Source organism: Brevundimonas denitrificans, from assembly GCF_030160755.1.
In the GTDB taxonomy this organism is placed as follows: Bacteria; Pseudomonadota; Alphaproteobacteria; order Caulobacterales; family Caulobacteraceae; genus Brevundimonas; species Brevundimonas denitrificans.
On record NZ_BSOY01000062.1, the window covers coordinates 1 to 18,568 of the forward strand.

Genomic DNA, 18,568 nt, shown 5'->3' on the forward strand with positions numbered 1-18,568 from the left:
GCCGGCCGATCCGGGCGCCGCGGTCTTCGCCGCCCAGATGATGGGCCAGACGTGTGCTCTTCCGATCTGCCGGCCGATCCGGGCGCCGCGGTCTTCGCCGCCCAGATGATGGGCCAGACGGGCCAGCGCCGCGGCCTCAAGGGCGGCCCGCCCGTGCTGGACGCGGCCCGCTCTGCCTATCTCGGAACCGAGCATTCGGGCGCCGCCGAGCGCCGGCCGCAACCCGGCAAGGCCCGGGACACCGACGTCTGAGACTGCGGCACGGTCCTTGCTGAACGACGGCTCTCACGCCTCGTTCGGGACCGCCGCCATGCTGACCATCCTCGCCCGCACCGTCGACATCGCCGTCGTGGCGCTGATCTTCGTCGCCTTTTCCTGAGTTCGCCCCCCGACCCGGGCGGCGGTCTGATTGTCAAAGACCGGGCAGGCTGAAGCCCTCTCCGGCAGGACGGCCGGAAAGCGGTGGGAGGCGTGGCGGAGCGCCCGGGCCTTCGCCCGGATGAAGGGTAGAGATTACCGTTTCGGCGAAAGACGAACGCTCCGCGCGGCTGGTTTTCCGGAAGCTTGCGTCGGGTGGCCGTGTTCGGGCCTTACCGCAGCGCCTCCGGCGGGCAGGTCGGGCGACGATCCCGATCCCTGGAACGACCTGGGTATCCCCCCCGGTCCTCCACCCCGGGCAGGCGACCCTCAGGAGGCCCCCGCGCCGGTCCGGCCTCCCTGCTTGCGCAGCGAGACCCCGCTCCATCCGCTCCCGCCGCCGCTTCGGATCGCCGGCCGAGCGAGCCTCCCCTGCGACGGGACGGGGGGAGTCTAGGCGGCGGCCTTCCCGGGGCGGGCTGATGACGCTGCTTTTATTTAAAAGCGAACCACTTCAGACACTTGTCGGCGCGGCATATGCTGGCATTCGGAAAACAGCCAGCCCTTGAAATTCCGTCTTCCCGTGGAGGGGAGGCCCCGGAGGGGCGTCAGCCGCCGCCGGCGAAGTCCAGATCCTTGCGGGCCGAGATGATGGTGACGATGAAGCCGGCCAGGACGTCGAGCATGACCATGGTCAGGATCAGGAAGAAGGTGGAGGTCGCGAACCCCTTGAACAGCAGGAAGGCGACCAGGCAGAAGACGAACAGGATCATTGACAGGGCGTGATTGATGATCGCCACCTTCTGGCTGGACGTCGATTTCAGCAGTTCGAAGAACAGCAGGATCAGCGACAGGAACAGGATCAGGTCGCCCGTCCCGACGTTCCATCCGCTGCCGGAAACCATCGGGACCGTGAACAGCGGATCCCGCAGGGCCTGTTCGGCTGCGGCGATCCCGCCGGACCCGAGGACTCCGAAGCCGATGACGATGGCGTAGATCACCACCGGAATGAACAGAAGCGGGATGGCGATCAGCATGGCGGGCTCCATCGTCGGGCGGCCGCTGAACGGCCGCGCTTGTTAACAATGCTTACCCCGGTTCGCTCCATACGGCTACGCCTGCTCGCGCCTCAGGGGAAAGTCAGAATTCGCTGATAGCGCCCGGCGGGCGGGACCGTGATTTCAGCCACATCACGCCGAGCAGATCCGAAAGGGAGGCCATCAGCCGCCCCCAATTGGTATATTTCGACCGGCCGGTCTCACGATGACGATGATCCACATCGAGATAGAGGTTCTGATAGCCCTCGCGGATCATCAGGGCCGGCAGGTAGCGGTGCAGGTGATCGAAATAGGGCAGGCGCAGAAAGACGTCCCTGCGGAACGCCTTCAGGCCGCAGCCGGTGTCGTCAGCGTCATCGCCGAGCAGCTTGCGGCGGATGCGATTGGCCCAGAGGGAGGCCTGCCGCTTGGCCTCGGAGTCCTGACGTTTGGCGCGGCGCCCGCCGACGAGAGCGACAGACGAGGGCGAGGCGGCGAGCAGGTCGGCCAGTTTCGGGGCGTCGGCCGGGGGATTCTGACCATCCCCGTCCAGGGTCACCACGATCGCGCCGCGCGCCGCCAGCACGCCGGTGCGCACCGCGCGGCTCTGTCCGGCGTTCGAGCCATGGCTGAGCACGCGCAACGTGGGCAGTTCGGTCATCAGGCCGCGCAGTTCGGCCAGGGTGCCGTCCCGCGAAGCGTCATCCACGAACACCATCTCATAGGACCGGCCTTCGAAGGCAGCGGCGATCTCGCGCGCGAGCGGGCCGGCTGCGCCCTGTTCGTCGTGAACCGGGACGACGACGGAGATATCGGGGATCGCTTCATTCATCCCCGCTGTCTAGCGGGTTTCCGGGCCGGGCGGGAGATGGCGCCCGCTCAGGCGGCGAGACGCCCGCGGCGAACGGCGGCCCAAACAATGACGCGCCGCGAACGGGCGTGTTAGGAAGATGAACATGACGTCTTCCGATTTCGACCGATACATCGCCGGCTGGCGCGGACCGCTGCTCGCGGCCCTGGTGGCGTTGCTGGCGGGCCTGCCCGCCCTAATGCTGCTGCCGCCGCTGGATCGGGACGAGAGCCGCTACGCCCAGGCCACCTCGCAGATGCTGGAGACGGGCGACTTCGTCGATATCCGCTTCCAGGACGACCCTCGCTGGAAGAAGCCGGTTGGCATCTATTGGATGCAGGCCGTCGCGGTTGCGGCGACGTCCAGCGTCGAGAACCGCGACATAGCCGCCTACCGCATTCCCTCCATCCTCGGCGCCATGCTGGCCGCCGCCGCCTGCGCCTGGGCCGGGGCGGCGATGTTCGGACAGAGGGCGGGCTTTCTGGCGGGAGCCATACTCGGGGCCAGTTTCCTTCTGTCCACCGAGGCCGGGATCGCCAAGACCGACGCCATGCTGTGCGGCTCGGTGACCCTCGCCATGGCCGGGCTGGCGCGCATCTATCTGGCGACCCGCGCCGGGGAGGTCCCGATCCGGCCGCACAAGCTGATGTTCTGGCTGGGGCTGGGGCTGTCGATCCTGATCAAGGGACCGATTGGCCTGATCGTCGTGGCGCCCGCCATGATCGCCCTGTCGGTCTGGGACCGAGACGTCAGCTGGCTCAAACGGCTGGGCTGGGGCTGGGGCCTGCCGCTGGTGGCCCTGATCGTCGGCCCCTGGGCCATCGCCATCACCATCGCCACCGACGGCGGCTTCTGGACCGAGGCTATCGCCGGAGATCTGGCGCCCAAGATCGCCGGCGGCGATGAAGGCCACGGTGTTCCGCCGGGCCTGTATCTGCTGCTCGCGCCCCTGCTGTTCTTCCCGGCCACCCTGTTGTTGCCCGCGGCCCTCTCAGCCGGGTGGCACCGGCGGAGCGAGCCGGCGATCCGCTTCCTGGTCTGCTGGCTGGTCCCGGCCTGGCTGATCTTCGAACTGACCCCGACCAAACTGGCCCACTACACCCTGCCAACCTTCGGCGCCCTGGCCCTGCTGGCCGCCGCCGCCCTGACCCGCCCTGTCGGCAAGGCATCGCGCTACGCCGGGGCCGGATTGACGATCGCGGTCGGCGCCCTTCTGGCCATCGCCTCGGTCTGGCTGCTCACGGAGTATGGTCGGTCCACGGCCCAGACCTGGGCCACGATCACCATAGTCTTCGCCATCCTCGCCGGGCTGATCGGGGCCTTCCTGATGCTGCACCGGGCGGCGATGACGGCGGTGATCGCCTCGATCGCCCTGGGCGTCGTCGCCCACGGAGCCCTGGCCGGCACGCTGCGGCAACTTCGTCCCCTGTCCGTCGCGCCCCAGCTGGAGAAGGTCCTGCTGGCCGCCAACCTGCACCCGCGTCAGGGCCGGGCCGGACCGGTGGCCGTCACCGGCTTTCACGAGCCCAGCCTCGTCTTCCTGACGGGGCGCGACACCGAGCTGACCGACGCCGCCGGCGCCGCCCGCGCCCTCGCCGAGGGACGGCCGGTCATCGTCGAGGCGCGCGACGCCGACGCCTTCCGCGAAGCCGCCGCTGAACTGGGGGTCACCGGCCGGGTCGTCGGCGAGGTCGACGGGCACAATTATTCCAAGGGCGATGACGTCAGCCTGACCGTCTACGCCCCGCCCGGCGGACCGATGGTGGAGCCGCAACGGTGAGCCGGCCCATCACCATCGTCGAGGTCGGTCCCCGCGACGGCCTGCAGAACGAGAAGGCCATCCTCGAGCCCGCCGTCCGCGCCGATCTTGTCCGCCGGCTGGAGGCCGCCGGGGCGCGCCGCATCGAGGCCGTCAGCTTCGTCCATCCTAAATACGTGCCCCAGATGGCGGGCGCCGAAGAGGTCATGGCGGCGCTTCCGCATGAGACCGGCCGCAGCCGGATCGGCCTGGTTCTCAACGGCAAGGGCTATGACCGGGCGCTGGGAACGGCCGTGGACGAGGTCAATGTCGCCATGTCCGCCACCGACGGTTTCGGGCTGAAGAACCAGGGCCTGTCGGTGGACCAGCAGGTGCAGATGCTGGCCGACATCATCGCCGGCCGCGCCAATGCCGCGGGTCAGCCGGGCGCCACGCCGGCCCTGTCCGCCACCCTGTCGTGCGTGTGGGGCTGTCCGTTCGACGGCGAGGTTTCGGCCGGACAGGTCGCCGATCTGGTCGGGCGGATCGCCGAACTGGGTGTGGCGGAAATCGCCCTGGCGGACACCATAGGCGCGGGCGACCCATGGGCGGTGACGCGCAAGGTCGAGGCCGCGCGCGCCGCCGCGCCCGACGCCGTCCTGCGCCTGCATTTCCACGACACTCGCAACACCGGCCTGGCCAATGCGTATGCGGGGATCGAGGCCGGCGTCACCGTTCTGGACGCCTCCGTCGGCGGCATCGGCGGCTGTCCCTTCGCTCCGGGCGCCACCGGCAATATCGCGACAGAGGACCTGGTCTATATGCTGGAGCGCGCCGGGTTCGACACCGGCTACGATCTCGACGCCCTGATCGGAACCGCCCGCTGGATCGGCGAGACGATCGGCCGCCCGGCGCCGAGCGCGCTCAGCCGGGCGGGCGGATGGCCGAAGGGCTGATCCGACGCTTTTCAGCGACCCCTCAGAATTCGCTCATGTCGCTCACCGGCGGCGCGGGCAGGGTGGCGGCCTCATTCAGCAAGCGAGGCAAGGCGATGACGACGGTGACGGAAAACGACAAGGAGCGGATTGGCCGGTGGCTGCGCATTGTGGTCTGGGGCGGGGCGGTCTTCGCCTGGCTGACCCCTCTGGCGGCGAAGCTTCTGACGGACCTGCCGTGGACAACGTTCGACTTCGTGCTGTGGGGCGCGATGCTGCTGGTGGCGGCCGGCGTGTGCGAAATCGGGCTGCGCCTCTCGGGCGCCCTGGCCTATCGGGGCGGGTTGCTGGTGGCGGTGGGGATCAGTTTCCTGATCGTCTGGTCGAACCTCGCCGTCGGCATCATCGGCAATGAGAACAATCCGCTGAACCAGATATTCTTCGGCGTCATCGCCATCGGGATCGTCGGCTCGTTTCTGGCCCGGTTCCGGCCGGGCGGCATGGCGCTCGCCATGGCCGTGACGGCGGCGGCGCAGTTCGGCACGGCCTTCGTCGCCCTGGCCTATGAGCATTTTGTCTTCGTCATCGTGGGTGTGTTCACCCTTGGCTGGCTGCTTGCGGCCTGGCTGTTCCGCGAGGCGGCGCGGGGGGAGGGCTAACAGGGGCTTCGCTCATCCCCGCGAAAACGGGGATGAGCGGGATCAGAGGATCAAAGGTTCAGCAGCGCCGGGTCGCCGCCCTGGGCGGAGATGTTGTTGCTGATGGCCTTTTCGGAGGCGTAGCGGATCAGGCTGTACGGACCGCCGGCCTTGGGGCCGGTGCCGGAGAGGCCCTCGCCGCCGAAGGGCTGGACGCCGACCACGGCGCCGATGATCGAGCGGTTGATATAGACATTGCCGGCCGGGACCAGGCGCGTGACCTCCGCGGCGAAGGCCTCGATGCGGCTGTGCACGCCGAGGGTCAGGCCGTAGCCACGGGCGGCCAGTTTCGACGCCGTCTCCTTCAGCTTCGACGGCTCGTAGCGGCAGACGTGCAGGATCGGGCCGAAGACCTCGCGCTCGAGATAATCCGGGGTCGGGATTTCGGCGATCGTGGGGGCGAACAACCAGCCCTTGTCGGCGCCGGCGGGCAGGTCGGCGCGAGCGATGATCTTCGCATCGCCTTCCAGCCGCTTCAGGTGGGCGTCCAGCGCGGCCCTGGCGTCGGCGTCGATGACCGGGCCGATGTCGGTGGCCGGGTCGGTCGGGTCGCCCACCACCTGGGCGGCGAGCGCGCCCTTGAGGCCCTCGATCAGGGCGTCGGCGGCGTCGTGCGGGACGTAAAGCAGGCGCAAGGCCGAGCAGCGCTGGCCCGACGAGCCGAAGGCCGACAGGATGACGTCGTCGATGATCTGTTCCTTCAGCGCCGTGGTGTCGACGAACATGCCGTTCAGGCCGCCCGTCTCGGCGATGAAGGGGATGATGGCGCCCGGGCGGGCGGCCAGCGCCTTGTTGATCAGGGTCGCCGTGTCTGTGCCGCCGGTGAAGGCGACGCCGTCGATGCCGGGGTGCGAAACCAGCGCCGCGCCGACCGTCTCGCCGCGGCCGGGGACGAGGGCCAGCAGGTTCGGGTCGAGGCCGGCCTTGTAATAGAGGCGCACGGCCTCGGCGGCGATCAGTGGGGTCTGTTCGGCGGGCTTGGCCAGGACGGCGTTGCCGGCGGCGAGGGCGGCGGCGATCTGGCCGGTGAAGATGGCCAGGGGGAAGTTCCACGGGCTGATGCAGGCGAAGACGCCGCGGCCGTGCAGGACCAGCTGGTTGATCTCGCCGACGGGGCCCTTCAGCTCGGTCGGGCCGCCGAAGTCACGCTCGGCCAGCATGGCGTAGTAGCGGCAGAAGTCGGCAGCCTCGCGAATCTCGGCGACGGCGTCGTTCAGGGTCTTGCCGGCTTCGCGCGACAGCAGGGCGACCAGACGGTCCATGTCGGCTTCCAGGGCGTCAGCCATGGCGCGCAGGACGGGGGCGCGGCCCGCGCCGCCCTTGCGGTCCCAGGCGACCTGCGCCCTGGCGGCGGCATCGGCAGCGGCGTCGATGTCGGCCGTGCTGGCCTCGGAGACGTGGCCCAAGATCTGGGTCGTGTCGAAGGGGTTGGTCACGGGCTGGGGGTTGGTCCCGGCCTTCAGCTTGCCGCCGATGATGGGGCCCGAGGTCAGTTTCTCGGCGTCGACCTTCTCGAGCGCCGCGATGTGCCGGTCGCGGTCGGCGGCCTGGGAATAGTCGCGGCCCAGCGAGTTCTGGCGGTCCATGTACATGTCCTTCGGGGTCGGGATCTTGGCGTGGCGGTCGGGGTGGGCCTCGACTGCGGAGATGGGGTCGGCGGCGACAGCCGATGCCGGCACCCGCTCGTCCAGCAGGGCGTGGACGAAGGAGGAGTTGGCCCCGTTCTCGAGCAGGCGGCGCACCAGATAGGGCAGCAGGTCCTCATGCCCGCCGACGGGGGCATAGGCGCGGACGGTGACGGGGCCAAAGGCGTCGCGGGCGGCGTCGTAGAGGGCCTCGCCCATGCCGTGCAGGCGCTGGAACTCGATCTTCACCGAGCGCTCCGACGCCATCCGATAGACGGCCGCCAGCGAATGGGCGTTGTGGGTGGCGAACTGGCTGTAGATGTGCGGCGCGGCTTCGATCATCGCCTTCGCACAGACGAGGTAGTTGAGGTCGGTCGCGGCCTTGGTGGTGAAGACCGGATAGTCGGTGCGGCCGAAGACCTGCGCCCGCTTGATCTCGGTGTCCCAGTAGGCGCCCTTGACCAGACGGACCATCAGGCGGCGGCCCGAGGCCTTCGCCAGTTCGGCGACGCGGCGGATCACCTCGGGGCAGCGCTTCTGATAGGCCTGGACGGCGAGGCCGAGGCCGGTCCAGCCGCCGAGGTCGGGCTCATGCGCCAGCCGGTCCAGCAGCTTCAGCGACAGGGCCAGCCGGTCGGCCTCTTCCGCGTCCATGGTGAAGTTGATGTCGTGCTGCGCCGCGATCCGGGCCAGCCGCAGGATGCGGGGATAGAGTTCGTCCCAGACGCGGGCCTCGTGCGTGGCCTCGTAACGGGGCGACAGGGCCGAGAGCTTGACGGAGACGCCGTGGCCGGCCTCGGGGCCCTGCCCTTTCGCGGTCTTGCCGACGGCGGTGATGGCGTCGGCGTAGATCTTTTCATAGCGCTCGGCGTCGGCGGCGGTGCGGGCGCCCTCGCCCAGCATGTCGAAACTGCACAGCCAGCCCTCGCGGTTGGCGCGCTTGAGCGCCGCCTCGATGGTGCGGCCGACCACGAACTGTTCGCCCATGATGCGGACGGCGGCGGCGACGGCCTCGCGGATGACGGGCTCGCCGAGGCGGCCGACGATCCGCTTGAGGAAGCCGGGCAGGTCGGTGCGGGCCTCCTCGTCGACGTCGACCAGTTTGCCCGTCAACATCAGCCCCCAGGTCGAGGCGTTGACGAACAGGCTGTCGGACTGGCCGAGGTGGGAAGACCAGTCGGCCGAACCGATCTTTTCGGCGATCAGCCGGTCGCGCGTCTCCTCGTCCGGCGTGCGCAGCAGGGCCTCGGCCAGGCACATCAGGGCCAGACCCTCGCGGGTGCCGAGCGAGAATTCCTGCAGGAAGCTTTCGACCACGCCCTGTTTCTTGACGCTGGCCCGGGCCCGTTCGACCAGGCCGACGGCCTCGCCGAGCACGGCGGCGCGTTCGGACCCGTCCAGCGGCATGCGGTTCAGCAGCCCCCGGACCACGGCGGTCTCGTCGGCGAATTTCCCATGGTCCAGCCCGTCCCAATCCTGGGTCAACACGGGCGACGAGGCGAGGGGTGCGATCATGGCGCGCCTCATACATGAGAGGCGCGGTCGGAGGCTATGGCTTTCAGCGCCGACTTTCCAGCGCCAGCCGGAGACCGAAGGCGATGAAGACGCCGCCCGTGACGCGATCCAGCCAGCGGACCACCACCGACCTCGCCAGCAGGTGGCCGATCGGCCGGGTGGAGATCACGAGCAGCCCGAACCAGAGAGCACCCAGGATCGCATGGATGGCCGCCAGCAAGAGGCTCCAGAGAGCAACCGAGGCTCCCGCCGGGATGAACAACGGCAGGAACGTCGCATAGAAGACGCCCACCTTGGGGTTCAGGATATTGGTCAGGAAGCCACGAGACAGCCATCGGCGACCATCGATCGAACGCGCCTCCGTCAGCGCCGTCGCCGAGAAAGCATCGCGGGGGCGTATCACCAACTTGAGGCCTATCCAGATCAGGTAGGCCGCGCCGATCCAGCGGAACACGGCGTAGGCCGTTTCCGAAGCGACCAGGAGGGCCCCGAGCCCCGCAGCAGCGACGCAGGCCCAAGCGAAGCAACCGGCCAGGATGCCCAGGCCCGCCGCGCCTGCCGCACGCGCGCCCTCAACGATCGAGGCGCGCAGAACAATGGCTGTGTCCAGACCCGGCGTGACCGTCAAAACAGCCGCCGCCGCGGTGAAGGCGATGATTGAGGTCGCGCCGTCCATGGTTCCAAAGCCTAACAGAGCCTCGCCTTTCCTCAAGGGAGGTTCATCGAGATGGCTCGCCTTCATCCGTCCGAGGCGCTAGAGGTTGCGACCGATCAACGGCGGAGCCATCCGGCCCATATGCGCATCGTTCTGGCCACTGACGCCTGGGAGCCCCAGGTCAACGGCGTCGTCCGCACCCTGACCCGGACCATCGCGGAATGCCGCGCCATGGGCCATGAGGTCGAGGTCATCGAGCCGAGCCAGTTCAAGACCATCGCCGCCCCGACCTATCCGGAAATCCGGCTGGCGCTGGGGGCCGAGGAAGAGATTCGCGAGCGGCTGCGCGCCCTTGAGCCGGAGGCCGTGCACATCGCCACCGAGGGGCCGATCGGCATCGCCACGCGGCGCATCTGCGTGGAGTGGAAACTGCCGTTCACGACCAGCTACCACACCAAATTCCCCGAATATGTCTCGGCCCGGTTCCCGATCCCGGTGCAGGTCGGCTACGCCTATATGAAGTGGTTCCACAAGCCGTCCGGGCGGCTGATGGTGGCGACCCCGACGCTGCGGGACGAGCTGCTGGAACGCGGCTTCCGCAATGTCTCGCCGTGGTCGCGCGGCGTGGACACCGAACAGTTCAATCCGGACCTGCCGCGCATCTATGACGAGCTGGGCGGCAAGGACTGGCCCCGGCCCTTCTGGCTCAACGTCGGCCGCGTCGCGGTCGAGAAAAATATCGAGGCCTTCCTCGAGACCGACCTGCCGGGGACCAAGATCGTGGTCGGCGACGGCCCGGCCCGCGCCGAGCTGGAGGTGAAATATCCCGAGGCCAAATTCCTCGGCGCCCGGTTCGGCGAGGAGCTGGCGCGCTGCTTCCGCGACGCCGACGTGTTCGTCTTCCCCAGCTGGACCGACACCTTCGGCCTGGTGATCCTGGAGGCCATGGCCACGGGAACGCCGGTCGCCGCCTATCCGGCCCACGGGCCGATCGACATCATTCCGGGCTCCAACGCCGGCGCCATCGACAAGGATCTGCGGACCGCCTGCCTGGAGGCGCTGAAATGCGATCGCAAGGCGGTCCGCGCCTATGCCGAGAAATTCAGCTGGCGCGCCTCGGCCGAGGAGTTCGTGCAGAACCTCCAGCCCTATCCGGAGCCCGAGCGTGGGCGGTTCTGGCGGCGGCTGCGCCGGATCGCGCGGTTGAGGCGCAAGGCGGCGGCTTAGCTCAGGGATTAGGGCTCAGGACTTAGGGCTTAGGGAAGCGCTGGGGCCTGTTCGGCCTGACGCCTGATTCCTAAGCCCTGCTTTCCTACTTCGCCGGAGCCGTCATCACCGTCATCGCCTGGGCGATGGCGCGTTGGGCCGCCAGCTGGTCGGCGGGCAGCGGCACCAGGCCGCGGTCCTGCAGATAGCCGCCGCGGCCGGCCGAGGCGTCCGACATGAACTCCAGGACGAACTGCTCGAGGCCGGGGGTCACCCCGACGTGCTGCTTCTTGACGTAGATGTAGAGGCTGCGGGCCAGCGGATAGGTGCCGTCGGCGATGGTCGCGGCCGAGGGGGCGACGCCGTCGATGGTCTCGGCCTTCACCGTGTCGAGGTTCTGCTCGAGGAAGGAGAAGCCGAACACGCCCAGCGAGCCGGGGGTGCGGTTCAGGGTCTGGACGATGGCGTTGTCGTTCTCGCCCGAGTCGATCCAGGCATTGTCCTCACGCAGGGTGTGGGCGAGGGTTTCGAAGCGGTCGCCGTCCGAGGCCTTGATCGCCGCGAGGGCGGGCAGCAGGGCGGCGCCCGGGGCCATGCCGAGTTCGAGGAAGGCGTCGCGCGTGCCCGAGGTCGGCGGCGGGCCATAGACCTGGATGCGCTGGGCCGGCAGGCCGGGGTTGATCTGGTTCCACATCGTCGCCGGATTGGCGACGAAGGCGCCGCCGGCGCCGGGCGTTTCCTTGGCCAGGGCCAGATAGAGATCCTGAAGGCGCAGGTTGAAGGCTGCGCCGGTGCGGGCGGTGGCCACGACGATGCCGTCATAGCCGATCTTGATCTCGACGATGTCGGTGACGCCGTTGGTGCGGCACAGTTCGAACTCCGAGGCCTTCATCGGCCGCGAGGCGTTGGCGATGTCGGGCGTGTTGGGGCCGACGCCCTGGCAGAAGGCCTGGATGCCGCCGCCGGTGCCCAGCGATTCGACCCGCGGCGCGGCGCCGCCCGAGGTGCGGGCGAAATTCTCGGCCACCCGGGTGGCGAAGGGGAAGACGGTGGAGGACCCGGCGGCCCAGATGCCGGCGCGGGCGGTCTGGTCGCCGGCGGCCTGTTCGTTGCTGCAGGCGCCGAGGGCGAGCAGGGCGATCGCCGAGGCGGCGGCGAGGAGGGCGCGGGTCATCGTCAGTCTCCGGATCAAGAGCGGTTCGCGCCGCTTGGACCACAGGATTGTGACGGCCGGACCAACGGTAGTGTGACGGTTCGACGACGTCCCGGCTTTGGCTGCTACGCGCCGCCCTTCGGGTCGCAGGGATGACGATGGCGGCGGCGGGCGCTCAAGCAGTGAGCGACCGCGTCGCGAACGTAGCGCCTCAAATATGAATCGCATGCCCCAGCGCCCGCAGGGACGCCTCGTGGAAGGCCTCGCCCATGGTCGGATGGACATGGATGGTCCCGGCCACGTCCTCGAGCACCGCGCCCATCTCCAGCATCTGGGCGAAGCTGTTGGACAGTTCGGAGACATGCTGGCCGACGGCCTGGACGCCCAGCAGCCGGTGATCGGTTTTCGAGGCCAGCACGCGGACGAAGCCGCCGTCGTCGCCGGCCTCCAGCGCCAGGGCGCGGCCGATGGCCATCAGGGGGAAGACGGCGGTGATGACGTCGTCGCGGCCCTCGACATCGAGCGGCGTCAGGCCGGCGGAGACGATCTCGGGCTCGGTGAAACAGACGGCGGCGATGGTCACCGGGTTGAAGACCTTGTTGTGGCCGGCGATGATTTCCGCGACGACCTCGCCCTGGGCCGAGCCCTTGTGGGCCAGCATGGGTTCGCCGGTCAGGTCGCCGACGGCCCAGACGTTCTTCATGCTGGTGGCGCAGCGGTCGTCGATCTTCACGAACGGCCCGGCCATGGCGACGCCCATGTTCTCGAGGCCCCAGCCCTTCGTCCGCGGACGACGGCCGACGGTGACGAGGACCTTGTCGGCCTTGAGCGGGAGGGCGGCGCCGTCCTTCGTGGTGATGTTCAGCTGACCCTTTTCGAACGATCCGGCCTTGGCGCCGAGGTGGAGTTCGACGCCGTGCTTCTCCAGCCATTTCTGAACGGGGTCGGTCAGGGCCTTGTCGTAGAGCGGCAGCAGGCGGTCGGCCATTTCGACGATGGCGACCTCGGCCCCCAGTTTGCGGAAGGCGATGCCGAGCTCCAGCCCGATATAGCCGCCGCCGACCACGACCAGCTTGTCGGGCACCTTGTCCAGAGACAGGGCCTCGGTCGAGGAGATGACGTCGCCGCCGAACTTCAGGAACGGCAGTTCGACCGGCTCTGAGCCGGTGGCGAGGATGACGTGTTCGGCGCTGATGACGATGTCGCCGTCGGCGGTTTTCACCGTGCAGGTCTTGGCGTCCGAGAAGGTCGCCCAGCCGTTGATGACCTTGACCTTGGCCCGCTTCAGCAGGCCCGCGACGCCGGCGTTCAGCTTGCGGACGATGCCGTCCTTCCACGCCACGGTCTGCGACAGGTCGATGGCCGGTTGGGCGGCGGTGATGCCGAGCGTGCCGCCGGCGGCGGCCTTGGCCACCGTCTCGAATTTCGAGGCGGCGTGGATGATGGCCTTGGAGGGGATGCAGCCGACGTTCAGGCAGGTGCCGCCAAGGCCGTCGCCGCCGTCGACCAGCACAGTGTCGAGGCCCAGCTGGCCGCAGCGGATGCCGGCGACATAGCCGCCGGTGCCGGCGCCGATGATCAGGACTTTGGTTTTGATCGTGTCAGCCATGGGTCTCAATTCATCCAGAGGGTCGCGGGATGCTCGAGCAACCCCTTGATGCGTTGCACGAAGACCGCCGCGTCGTGGCCGTCGACGATGCGGTGATCGAAGCTGGAGGACAGGTTCATCATCTTGCGCACGACCATCTGGCCGTCCTTGACCACGACCCGTTCGGCGATCTTGTTGGGGCCGACGATGGCGACCTCGGGGTGGTTGATGATCGGGGTGTGGACGACGCCGCCCAGGGTCCCCAGAGAGGTGATGGTGATGGTCGAACCAGACAGTTCGTCGCGTTTGGCCGAGCCGTCCTTGGCGGCGCCCGAGACGCGGGCGATCTCGAGGGCGGTGTCCCAAGGATCGCGCGCCTCGGCGTGGCGGACCACCGGCACCATCAGGCCGTTGGGCGTCTGGGCGGCGATGCCGATGTGGACGGCGGCGTGGGTGGTCAGGACCCCGGCCTCGTCGTCGTAGTGGGAGTTGATGGTCGGCTGGTCGCGCAGGGCCACGACCATGGCGCGGGCGATGAACGGCAGGACGTTGAGTTTCGGCTGGTCCTTCGTCTTGCGCGAATTCAGGTGGGCGCGGAGCTCCTCGAGGGCGGTGACGTCGATCTCCTCCACATAGGTGATGTGGGGGATGCGGCGGACGCTCTCGGCCATCTTCTCCGCGATCTTGCGGCGCAGGCCGATGATGCGGGTTTCGGTGGTTCCTTCGTGGCGCTCGTAGGCGGAGCCGGTCGATGCTCCGGGTACGGACGGTGCGTGGCCGCCGGACGCGACCCAGGCGTCGAGGTCGCCGTGCTCGATGCGGCCGGCGGGGCCGGAGCCGGGGACGAACTGGAGTTCGATCCCGAGGTCGCGGGCGCGCTGGCGGACGGCGGGGGAGGCGAGCGGGCGCTGGTTGCGGGTGGAGAGGGTGCGGGCGGCCGGCGCCCCTCCACCATCCTTCGCCTTCGGCTTCGGATGGTCCCCCTCCCCGCGTGGCGGGGAGGAGACGGAAACTGTCTGTCCCCCTGTCAGGGGGACCGAAGCCTGCGGAGCAGGGTTCGAGGGGGGTGGCGCCTCACCGCGGTTGCCCTTGCCCTCGACAGTGAACGACACCAGCAGGCCGCCGACGGCCAGTTGCTGGCCCGCGTCGCCGTGCAGGGCGACGACGGTTCCGGCGACCGGCGAGGTCAGTTCGACGGTGGCCTTGTCGGTCATGACCTCGGCGAGGAGTTGATCCTCGGAGACGGCGTCGCCGACCTTGACGTGCCAGCCGACCAGTTCGGCCTCGGCGGTGCCTTCGCCCACGTCGGGGAGTTTGAAGACGAAGTTTCCACCGGCGGCGGCGGGCGCCCCTCCACCAGCCTTCGGCTGGTCCCCCTCCCCGCGAGGCGGGGAGGAGACGGCTGCCGCCGTCTGTCCCCCTGTCAGGGGGACCGAAGCCTGCGGAGCAGGGTTCGAGGGGGGTGGCGCCTCACTCGCATTGCCCGCCCCCTCGACCTCGAACTCCACCAGCGGGGAGCCGACGGCCAGTTGCTGGCCCGGTTCGCCGTGGGCGGCCAGCACCTTGCCGGCGACCGGCGAGGTCAGTTCGACCGTGGCCTTGTCGGTCATGATGTCGGCGATGATCTGGTCCTCGGCGACCGTGTCGCCGACCTTGACGTGCCAGGCGACCAGTTCGGCCTCGGCCGTGCCCTCGCCCACGTCGGGCAGTTTGAAGACGTAGCGGCCCATCCTAGCGCCCTCCGGTCATGACGGCCTTCAGGGCCACAGCGACCCGTTCGGGTCCCGGGAAATATTCCCATTCGAAGGCGTGCGGATACGGGGTGTCCCAGCCGGTCACCCGCGCGATCGGCGCCTCGAGGTGGTAGAAGCAGCGCTCCTGGACGAGGGCCGAGAGCTCGCCGCCGAAGCCCGAGGTCTTCGGCGCCTCGTGGACGATGACGCAGCGGCCGGTCTTCTTGACGCTCGCCTCGATGGTCTCGATGTCCAGCGGCACGAGGGTGCGCAGGTCGATGACCTCTGCGTCGACGCCGGCGTGTTCGGCGCCCGCGAGCGAGACCCAGACCATGGTGCCGTAGCAGAGGATGGTGACGTCGGCGCCTTCCTTCATGATCCGCGCCTTGCCGATCGGCTCGACGTACTTGCCGGTCGGGACCTGGGCGAGTTCCTGCGCCTTCCAGGGCGATACGGGCTTCTGGTGCCAACCGTCGAAGGGGCCGTTGTAGAGGCGTTTGGGCTCGAAGAAGATGACCGGATCGTCGTCCTCGATGGCCGCGGTCAGCAGGCCCTTGGCGTCATAGGGGTTGGACGGGATGACGACCTTGAGGCCGGCGATGTGGGTGAACAGGCTCTCGGGCGACTGGCTGTGCGTCTGGCCGCCGAAGATGCCGCCGCCGTAGGGCGAGCGCACGGTGATCGGGCTGGTGAACTGGCCGGCCGAGCGGTAGCGCAGCTTGGCCGCTTCGGAGACGATCTGGTCGTAGGCCGGATAGATGTAGTCGGCGAACTGGATCTCGACGACCGGGCGCAGGCCATAGGCGCCCATGCCGATGGCGGCGGCGACGATGCCGCATTCGCTGATCGGGGCGTCGAAGCTGCGGGTCAGGCCGTGCTTCTGCTGCAGGTGGTCGGTGACACGGAAGACGCCGCCGAAATAGCCCGCGTCCTCGCCGAAGCTGAGGACGTTCGGGTCCTCACCCATCTTGATGTCGAGGGCCGAGTTCAGGGCCTGGATCATGTTCATGGGCATGACGGCGGCGGCGGTCGGGGCCTCGGACTTCGGGGCGTTGTTCTGGTCGACCATGTCGGGCTCGACGCCGTCGGTGCGGTCGGATTCGGTGAAGGTGGTTTGCTCGCTCATGATCAGACTCCCACCTCGCGCCGCTGTTCGGTGATGCGCCAGTCCTCGGTCGCGTAGACCTCTTCGAACATGGTCTTCACCGAGGGGCGCGACTGGCCGAGCGTGCCGATGGCCTCGGATTCCTTGCCGGCGGCGCGGACCTGGTCGACGGCCTCGGCCTCGGCGGTCGTCTGCTGCTCGTCGGACCATTCGCCGAGGGCGATCAGGTGTTGTTTGAGGCGGGCGATCGGGTCGCCGAGCGGCCATTTGTCGGCCTCGTCGGCCGGGCGGTAGCGCAGCGGATCGTCCGAGGTCGAGTGCGGCGCGCCGCGGTAGGTGAACAGCTCGATCACCGTCGCGCCCTGGTTGGAACGGGCGCGTTCCTCGGCCCACTGGGTCGCGGCCCAGACGGCGAGGAAGTCGTTGCCGTCGACGCGCAGGGCCGGAAGGCCGTAGCCGATGGCCTTGGAGGCGAAGGTGGTCTCAAGCCCGCCGGCAATGCCCATGAAGGAGCTGATGGCCCACTGGTTGTTGACGATGTTGAGGATCACCGGGGCGCGGTAGACGGAGGCGAAGGTCAGGGCGTTGTGGAAGTCGCCCTCGGCGGTGGCGCCGTCGCCGATCCAGGTGATGGCGATCTTGTCGTCGCCCTTGTAGGCGCTGGCCATGGCCCAGCCCACGGCTTGGGGCACCTGGGTGCCCAGATTGCCGCTGATGGTGAAGAAGCCGTAGTCCTTGGCCGAATACATGATCGGCAGCTGGCGGCCCTTGATGGGGTCGGAAGCGTTGGAATAGATCTGGTTCATCATGGTCGCGAGCGGATAGCCGCGCGCGATCAGAAGGCCCTGCTGGCGATAGGTCGGGAAGCCCATGTCCTCGCGGGACAGGATCATGCCCTGGGCCACGGCGATGGCCTCCTCGCCCGTGCATTTCATATAGAAGCTGGTCTTGCCCTGTCGGTGGGCGCGATGCATCCGGTCGTCGAAGGCGCGGGTCAGGATCATGGCCTTGAGGCCCTTGCGCAGGGTCTCGGGGTCCAGTTTCGGATTCCACGGGCCCACGGCCTTGCCGTCGTCGTCCAGCACCCGGACCAGCCGGAAGGCGTGGTCGCGCATGTCGAACGGCTTCGTCGAAACCTCCGGCCGCTCCACCACGCCGGCGGGGTCCAGCTTCAGATGGCTGAAGTCTGTCGGGTCGCCTGGCCGGCCCGAAGGCTCCGGCACACGCAGCGAAAGGGCCTGGGTATTGGGCTTCTTCATTCCGTCCTGCCGTTCGGTTGGTCCGACCGCGTTTCCTCGGCTGCGATTTAGCACGCTCTCCCAGGCAAGGCTCGCCTGAATTTGACCTTGCACTGCGCCGATCGGAGGTATTTTATTGCGTCATAACTCGATCAGGAGAAACGCCTTGGCTGACGATCTGGATCCCGTCGACGCCCGAATTCTGGACATCCTGCAGCAGGACGCCGGATTGTCGGTGGCCGAGGTGGCAGACCGGGTCGGCCTGTCGGCCTCGCCGTGCTGGCGGCGCATCAAGAGACTGGAGGATACCGGCTTCATCCGCAAGCGGGTGACGCTGCTGGACGCCACCAAGCTGGGCCTGGATTTCGAGGTCTACGCCATCGTCAAGCTGAGCCTGCCCTCGACGGAAAACCTCGACGCGTTCGAGGCGGCCGTCTCGGCCTGGCCCGAGGTGGTGCAGTGCGCCACGATCACGGGCCGCGAGGACTATGTGCTGCGCATCATCACCTCGGACATGCACGCCTTCGACCAGTTCCTGCGGCTGAAGCTGCTCAGCCTCGGCATCGTCTCGGACTGCGAGAGCCATATCGTCACCCGCGGGGTGAAGAATGTGACCGCCCTGCCGCTGGGAATCGTCACCCCGCACGTGAGCTGAGCCACATTACCAATCCTTGAGTTGGCGGCCCCGGTCGCCCGGCGGATAGTCGCGGCGGCCCTGGGGAGGATCGCCATGCGCATGGGAACCATCATCACGCTGGCCGGCCTGCTGGCCCTTCCGGCCTCCGGCGCTGCGGCGCGGCAGGATCCAGCCCCTGTCGCCGCTTCGGCGGAATCCGACGTCCAGGCCTTCCGGCGTCTGCGGGCCGAGGCCGTGGCGGCGGCGGGCGCCAATGACCTGACCACGGCGGCGATCCGGCTGGCCGAGGCCGACGCCCTGATCGCCAACCATCCCGGCCTGATCCTGATGCGCGCGCGGGTCGCGGCGGCGGCGGGACAACCCGATGAGGCGCTGACCCAGGTCCGCCGCTACGCCCGGGGCGGGCTGGTCTTCAATCTCGCGGGCGACCGGGCCCTGTCCGCCCTTTCCGACGCGCCGGGCTATGCGGAGACCGCCGCCGCCGTCGAGGACCTGCGC

At 68.8% G+C, this 18,568-nt stretch carries 16 protein-coding genes; 7 read left to right on the forward strand and 9 right to left on the reverse strand.

The genetic code is table 11. The annotated features are described in order from the left end of the window. Nucleotides 1-51: 51 nt before the first annotated feature. Nucleotides 52-252: a hypothetical protein gene (locus QQJ79_RS12215; protein ID WP_284223205.1), complete on the forward strand. Its 201-nt coding sequence runs from the start codon at nt 52-54 to the stop codon at nt 250-252. 713 nt (nt 253-965) lie between these two features. Here the strand turns inward: QQJ79_RS12215 and QQJ79_RS12220 are convergent. Beyond that, on the reverse strand, nt 966-1,394 hold the full coding sequence (locus QQJ79_RS12220) for a hypothetical protein (protein WP_284223206.1): 429 nt from the start codon (nt 1,392-1,394) through the stop codon (nt 966-968). Between the two features lie 103 nt (nt 1,395-1,497). After that, nucleotides 1,498-2,226, reverse strand: coding sequence for a glycosyltransferase family 2 protein (locus QQJ79_RS12225; protein ID WP_284223207.1), 729 nt, complete (start codon nt 2,224-2,226; stop codon nt 1,498-1,500). A 124-nt stretch (nt 2,227-2,350) separates the two neighbouring features. On the opposite strand from QQJ79_RS12225, the gene QQJ79_RS12230 reads away from it, so the two are divergent. Genes QQJ79_RS12230 through QQJ79_RS12240 form a run of 3 tightly spaced genes read left to right on the forward strand, consistent with a single transcriptional unit; the run spans nt 2,351 to nt 5,576 of the window. Further along, nucleotides 2,351-4,024: an ArnT family glycosyltransferase gene (locus QQJ79_RS12230; protein WP_284223208.1), complete on the forward strand. Its 1,674-nt coding sequence runs from the start codon at nt 2,351-2,353 to the stop codon at nt 4,022-4,024. After that, complete coding sequence (locus tag QQJ79_RS12235; RefSeq protein ID WP_284223209.1) at nt 4,021-4,938, forward strand: hydroxymethylglutaryl-CoA lyase; 918 nt, start codon at nt 4,021-4,023, stop codon at nt 4,936-4,938. Before QQJ79_RS12230 ends, QQJ79_RS12235 begins: the two co-directional genes overlap by 4 nt. Before the next feature lie 35 nt (nt 4,939-4,973). Further along, on the forward strand, nt 4,974-5,576 hold the full coding sequence (locus tag QQJ79_RS12240) for a hypothetical protein (protein ID WP_284223210.1): 603 nt from the start codon (nt 4,974-4,976) through the stop codon (nt 5,574-5,576). Between the two features lie 50 nt (nt 5,577-5,626). Here QQJ79_RS12240 and putA read toward each other — a convergent pair whose 3' ends face one another. Beyond that, on the reverse strand, nt 5,627-8,755 hold the full coding sequence (gene putA / locus QQJ79_RS12245) for a bifunctional proline dehydrogenase/L-glutamate gamma-semialdehyde dehydrogenase PutA (RefSeq protein WP_284223211.1): 3,129 nt from the start codon (nt 8,753-8,755) through the stop codon (nt 5,627-5,629). 43 nt (nt 8,756-8,798) lie between these two features. Further along, the gene (locus QQJ79_RS12250; RefSeq protein WP_284223212.1) at nt 8,799-9,431 is read right to left on the reverse strand and encodes a LysE family translocator; all 633 of its coding nucleotides are present in this window, start codon (nt 9,429-9,431) and stop codon (nt 8,799-8,801) included. Nucleotides 9,432-9,551: 120 nt separating this feature from the next. Between QQJ79_RS12250 and QQJ79_RS12255 the strand changes: the two genes are divergently transcribed. Then, on the forward strand, nt 9,552-10,637 hold the full coding sequence (locus QQJ79_RS12255) for a glycosyltransferase family 4 protein (RefSeq protein ID WP_284223213.1): 1,086 nt from the start codon (nt 9,552-9,554) through the stop codon (nt 10,635-10,637). An 85-nt stretch (nt 10,638-10,722) separates the two neighbouring features. Here QQJ79_RS12255 and QQJ79_RS12260 read toward each other — a convergent pair whose 3' ends face one another. From QQJ79_RS12260 to QQJ79_RS12280, 5 genes are all read right to left on the reverse strand, one after another. Then, entirely contained in the window at nt 10,723-11,790 is a 1,068-nt protein-coding gene (locus tag QQJ79_RS12260) for a substrate-binding domain-containing protein (RefSeq protein WP_284223214.1), read from the reverse strand. Between the two features lie 190 nt (nt 11,791-11,980). Beyond that, the gene (gene lpdA / locus QQJ79_RS12265; protein WP_284223215.1) at nt 11,981-13,378 is read right to left on the reverse strand and encodes a dihydrolipoyl dehydrogenase; all 1,398 of its coding nucleotides are present in this window, start codon (nt 13,376-13,378) and stop codon (nt 11,981-11,983) included. 5 nt (nt 13,379-13,383) lie between these two features. Continuing rightward, the gene (locus QQJ79_RS12270) at nt 13,384-15,087 is read right to left on the reverse strand and encodes a 2-oxo acid dehydrogenase subunit E2 (protein ID WP_284223216.1); all 1,704 of its coding nucleotides are present in this window, start codon (nt 15,085-15,087) and stop codon (nt 13,384-13,386) included. Between the two features lies 1 nt (nt 15,088). Beyond that, a complete protein-coding gene (locus QQJ79_RS12275; protein WP_284223217.1) occupies nt 15,089-16,216 on the reverse strand; it encodes an alpha-ketoacid dehydrogenase subunit beta in 1,128 nt (375 codons plus the stop codon). Between the two features lie 2 nt (nt 16,217-16,218). Beyond that, nucleotides 16,219-17,454, reverse strand: a complete 1,236-nt coding sequence (locus QQJ79_RS12280; RefSeq protein WP_284223218.1) for a thiamine pyrophosphate-dependent enzyme — start codon at nt 17,452-17,454, stop codon at nt 16,219-16,221. A gap of 145 nt (nt 17,455-17,599) precedes the next feature. Between QQJ79_RS12280 and QQJ79_RS12285 the strand changes: the two genes are divergently transcribed. Next, nucleotides 17,600-18,088 carry an Lrp/AsnC family transcriptional regulator gene (locus tag QQJ79_RS12285; protein ID WP_284223219.1) on the forward strand — a complete coding sequence of 163 codons (489 nt, stop codon included), beginning with the start codon at nt 17,600-17,602 and terminating at the stop codon, nt 18,086-18,088. 75 nt (nt 18,089-18,163) lie between these two features. Next, on the forward strand, nt 18,164-18,568 hold a 405-nt coding region (locus tag QQJ79_RS12290), incomplete at its 3' end, for a hypothetical protein (RefSeq protein WP_431307599.1).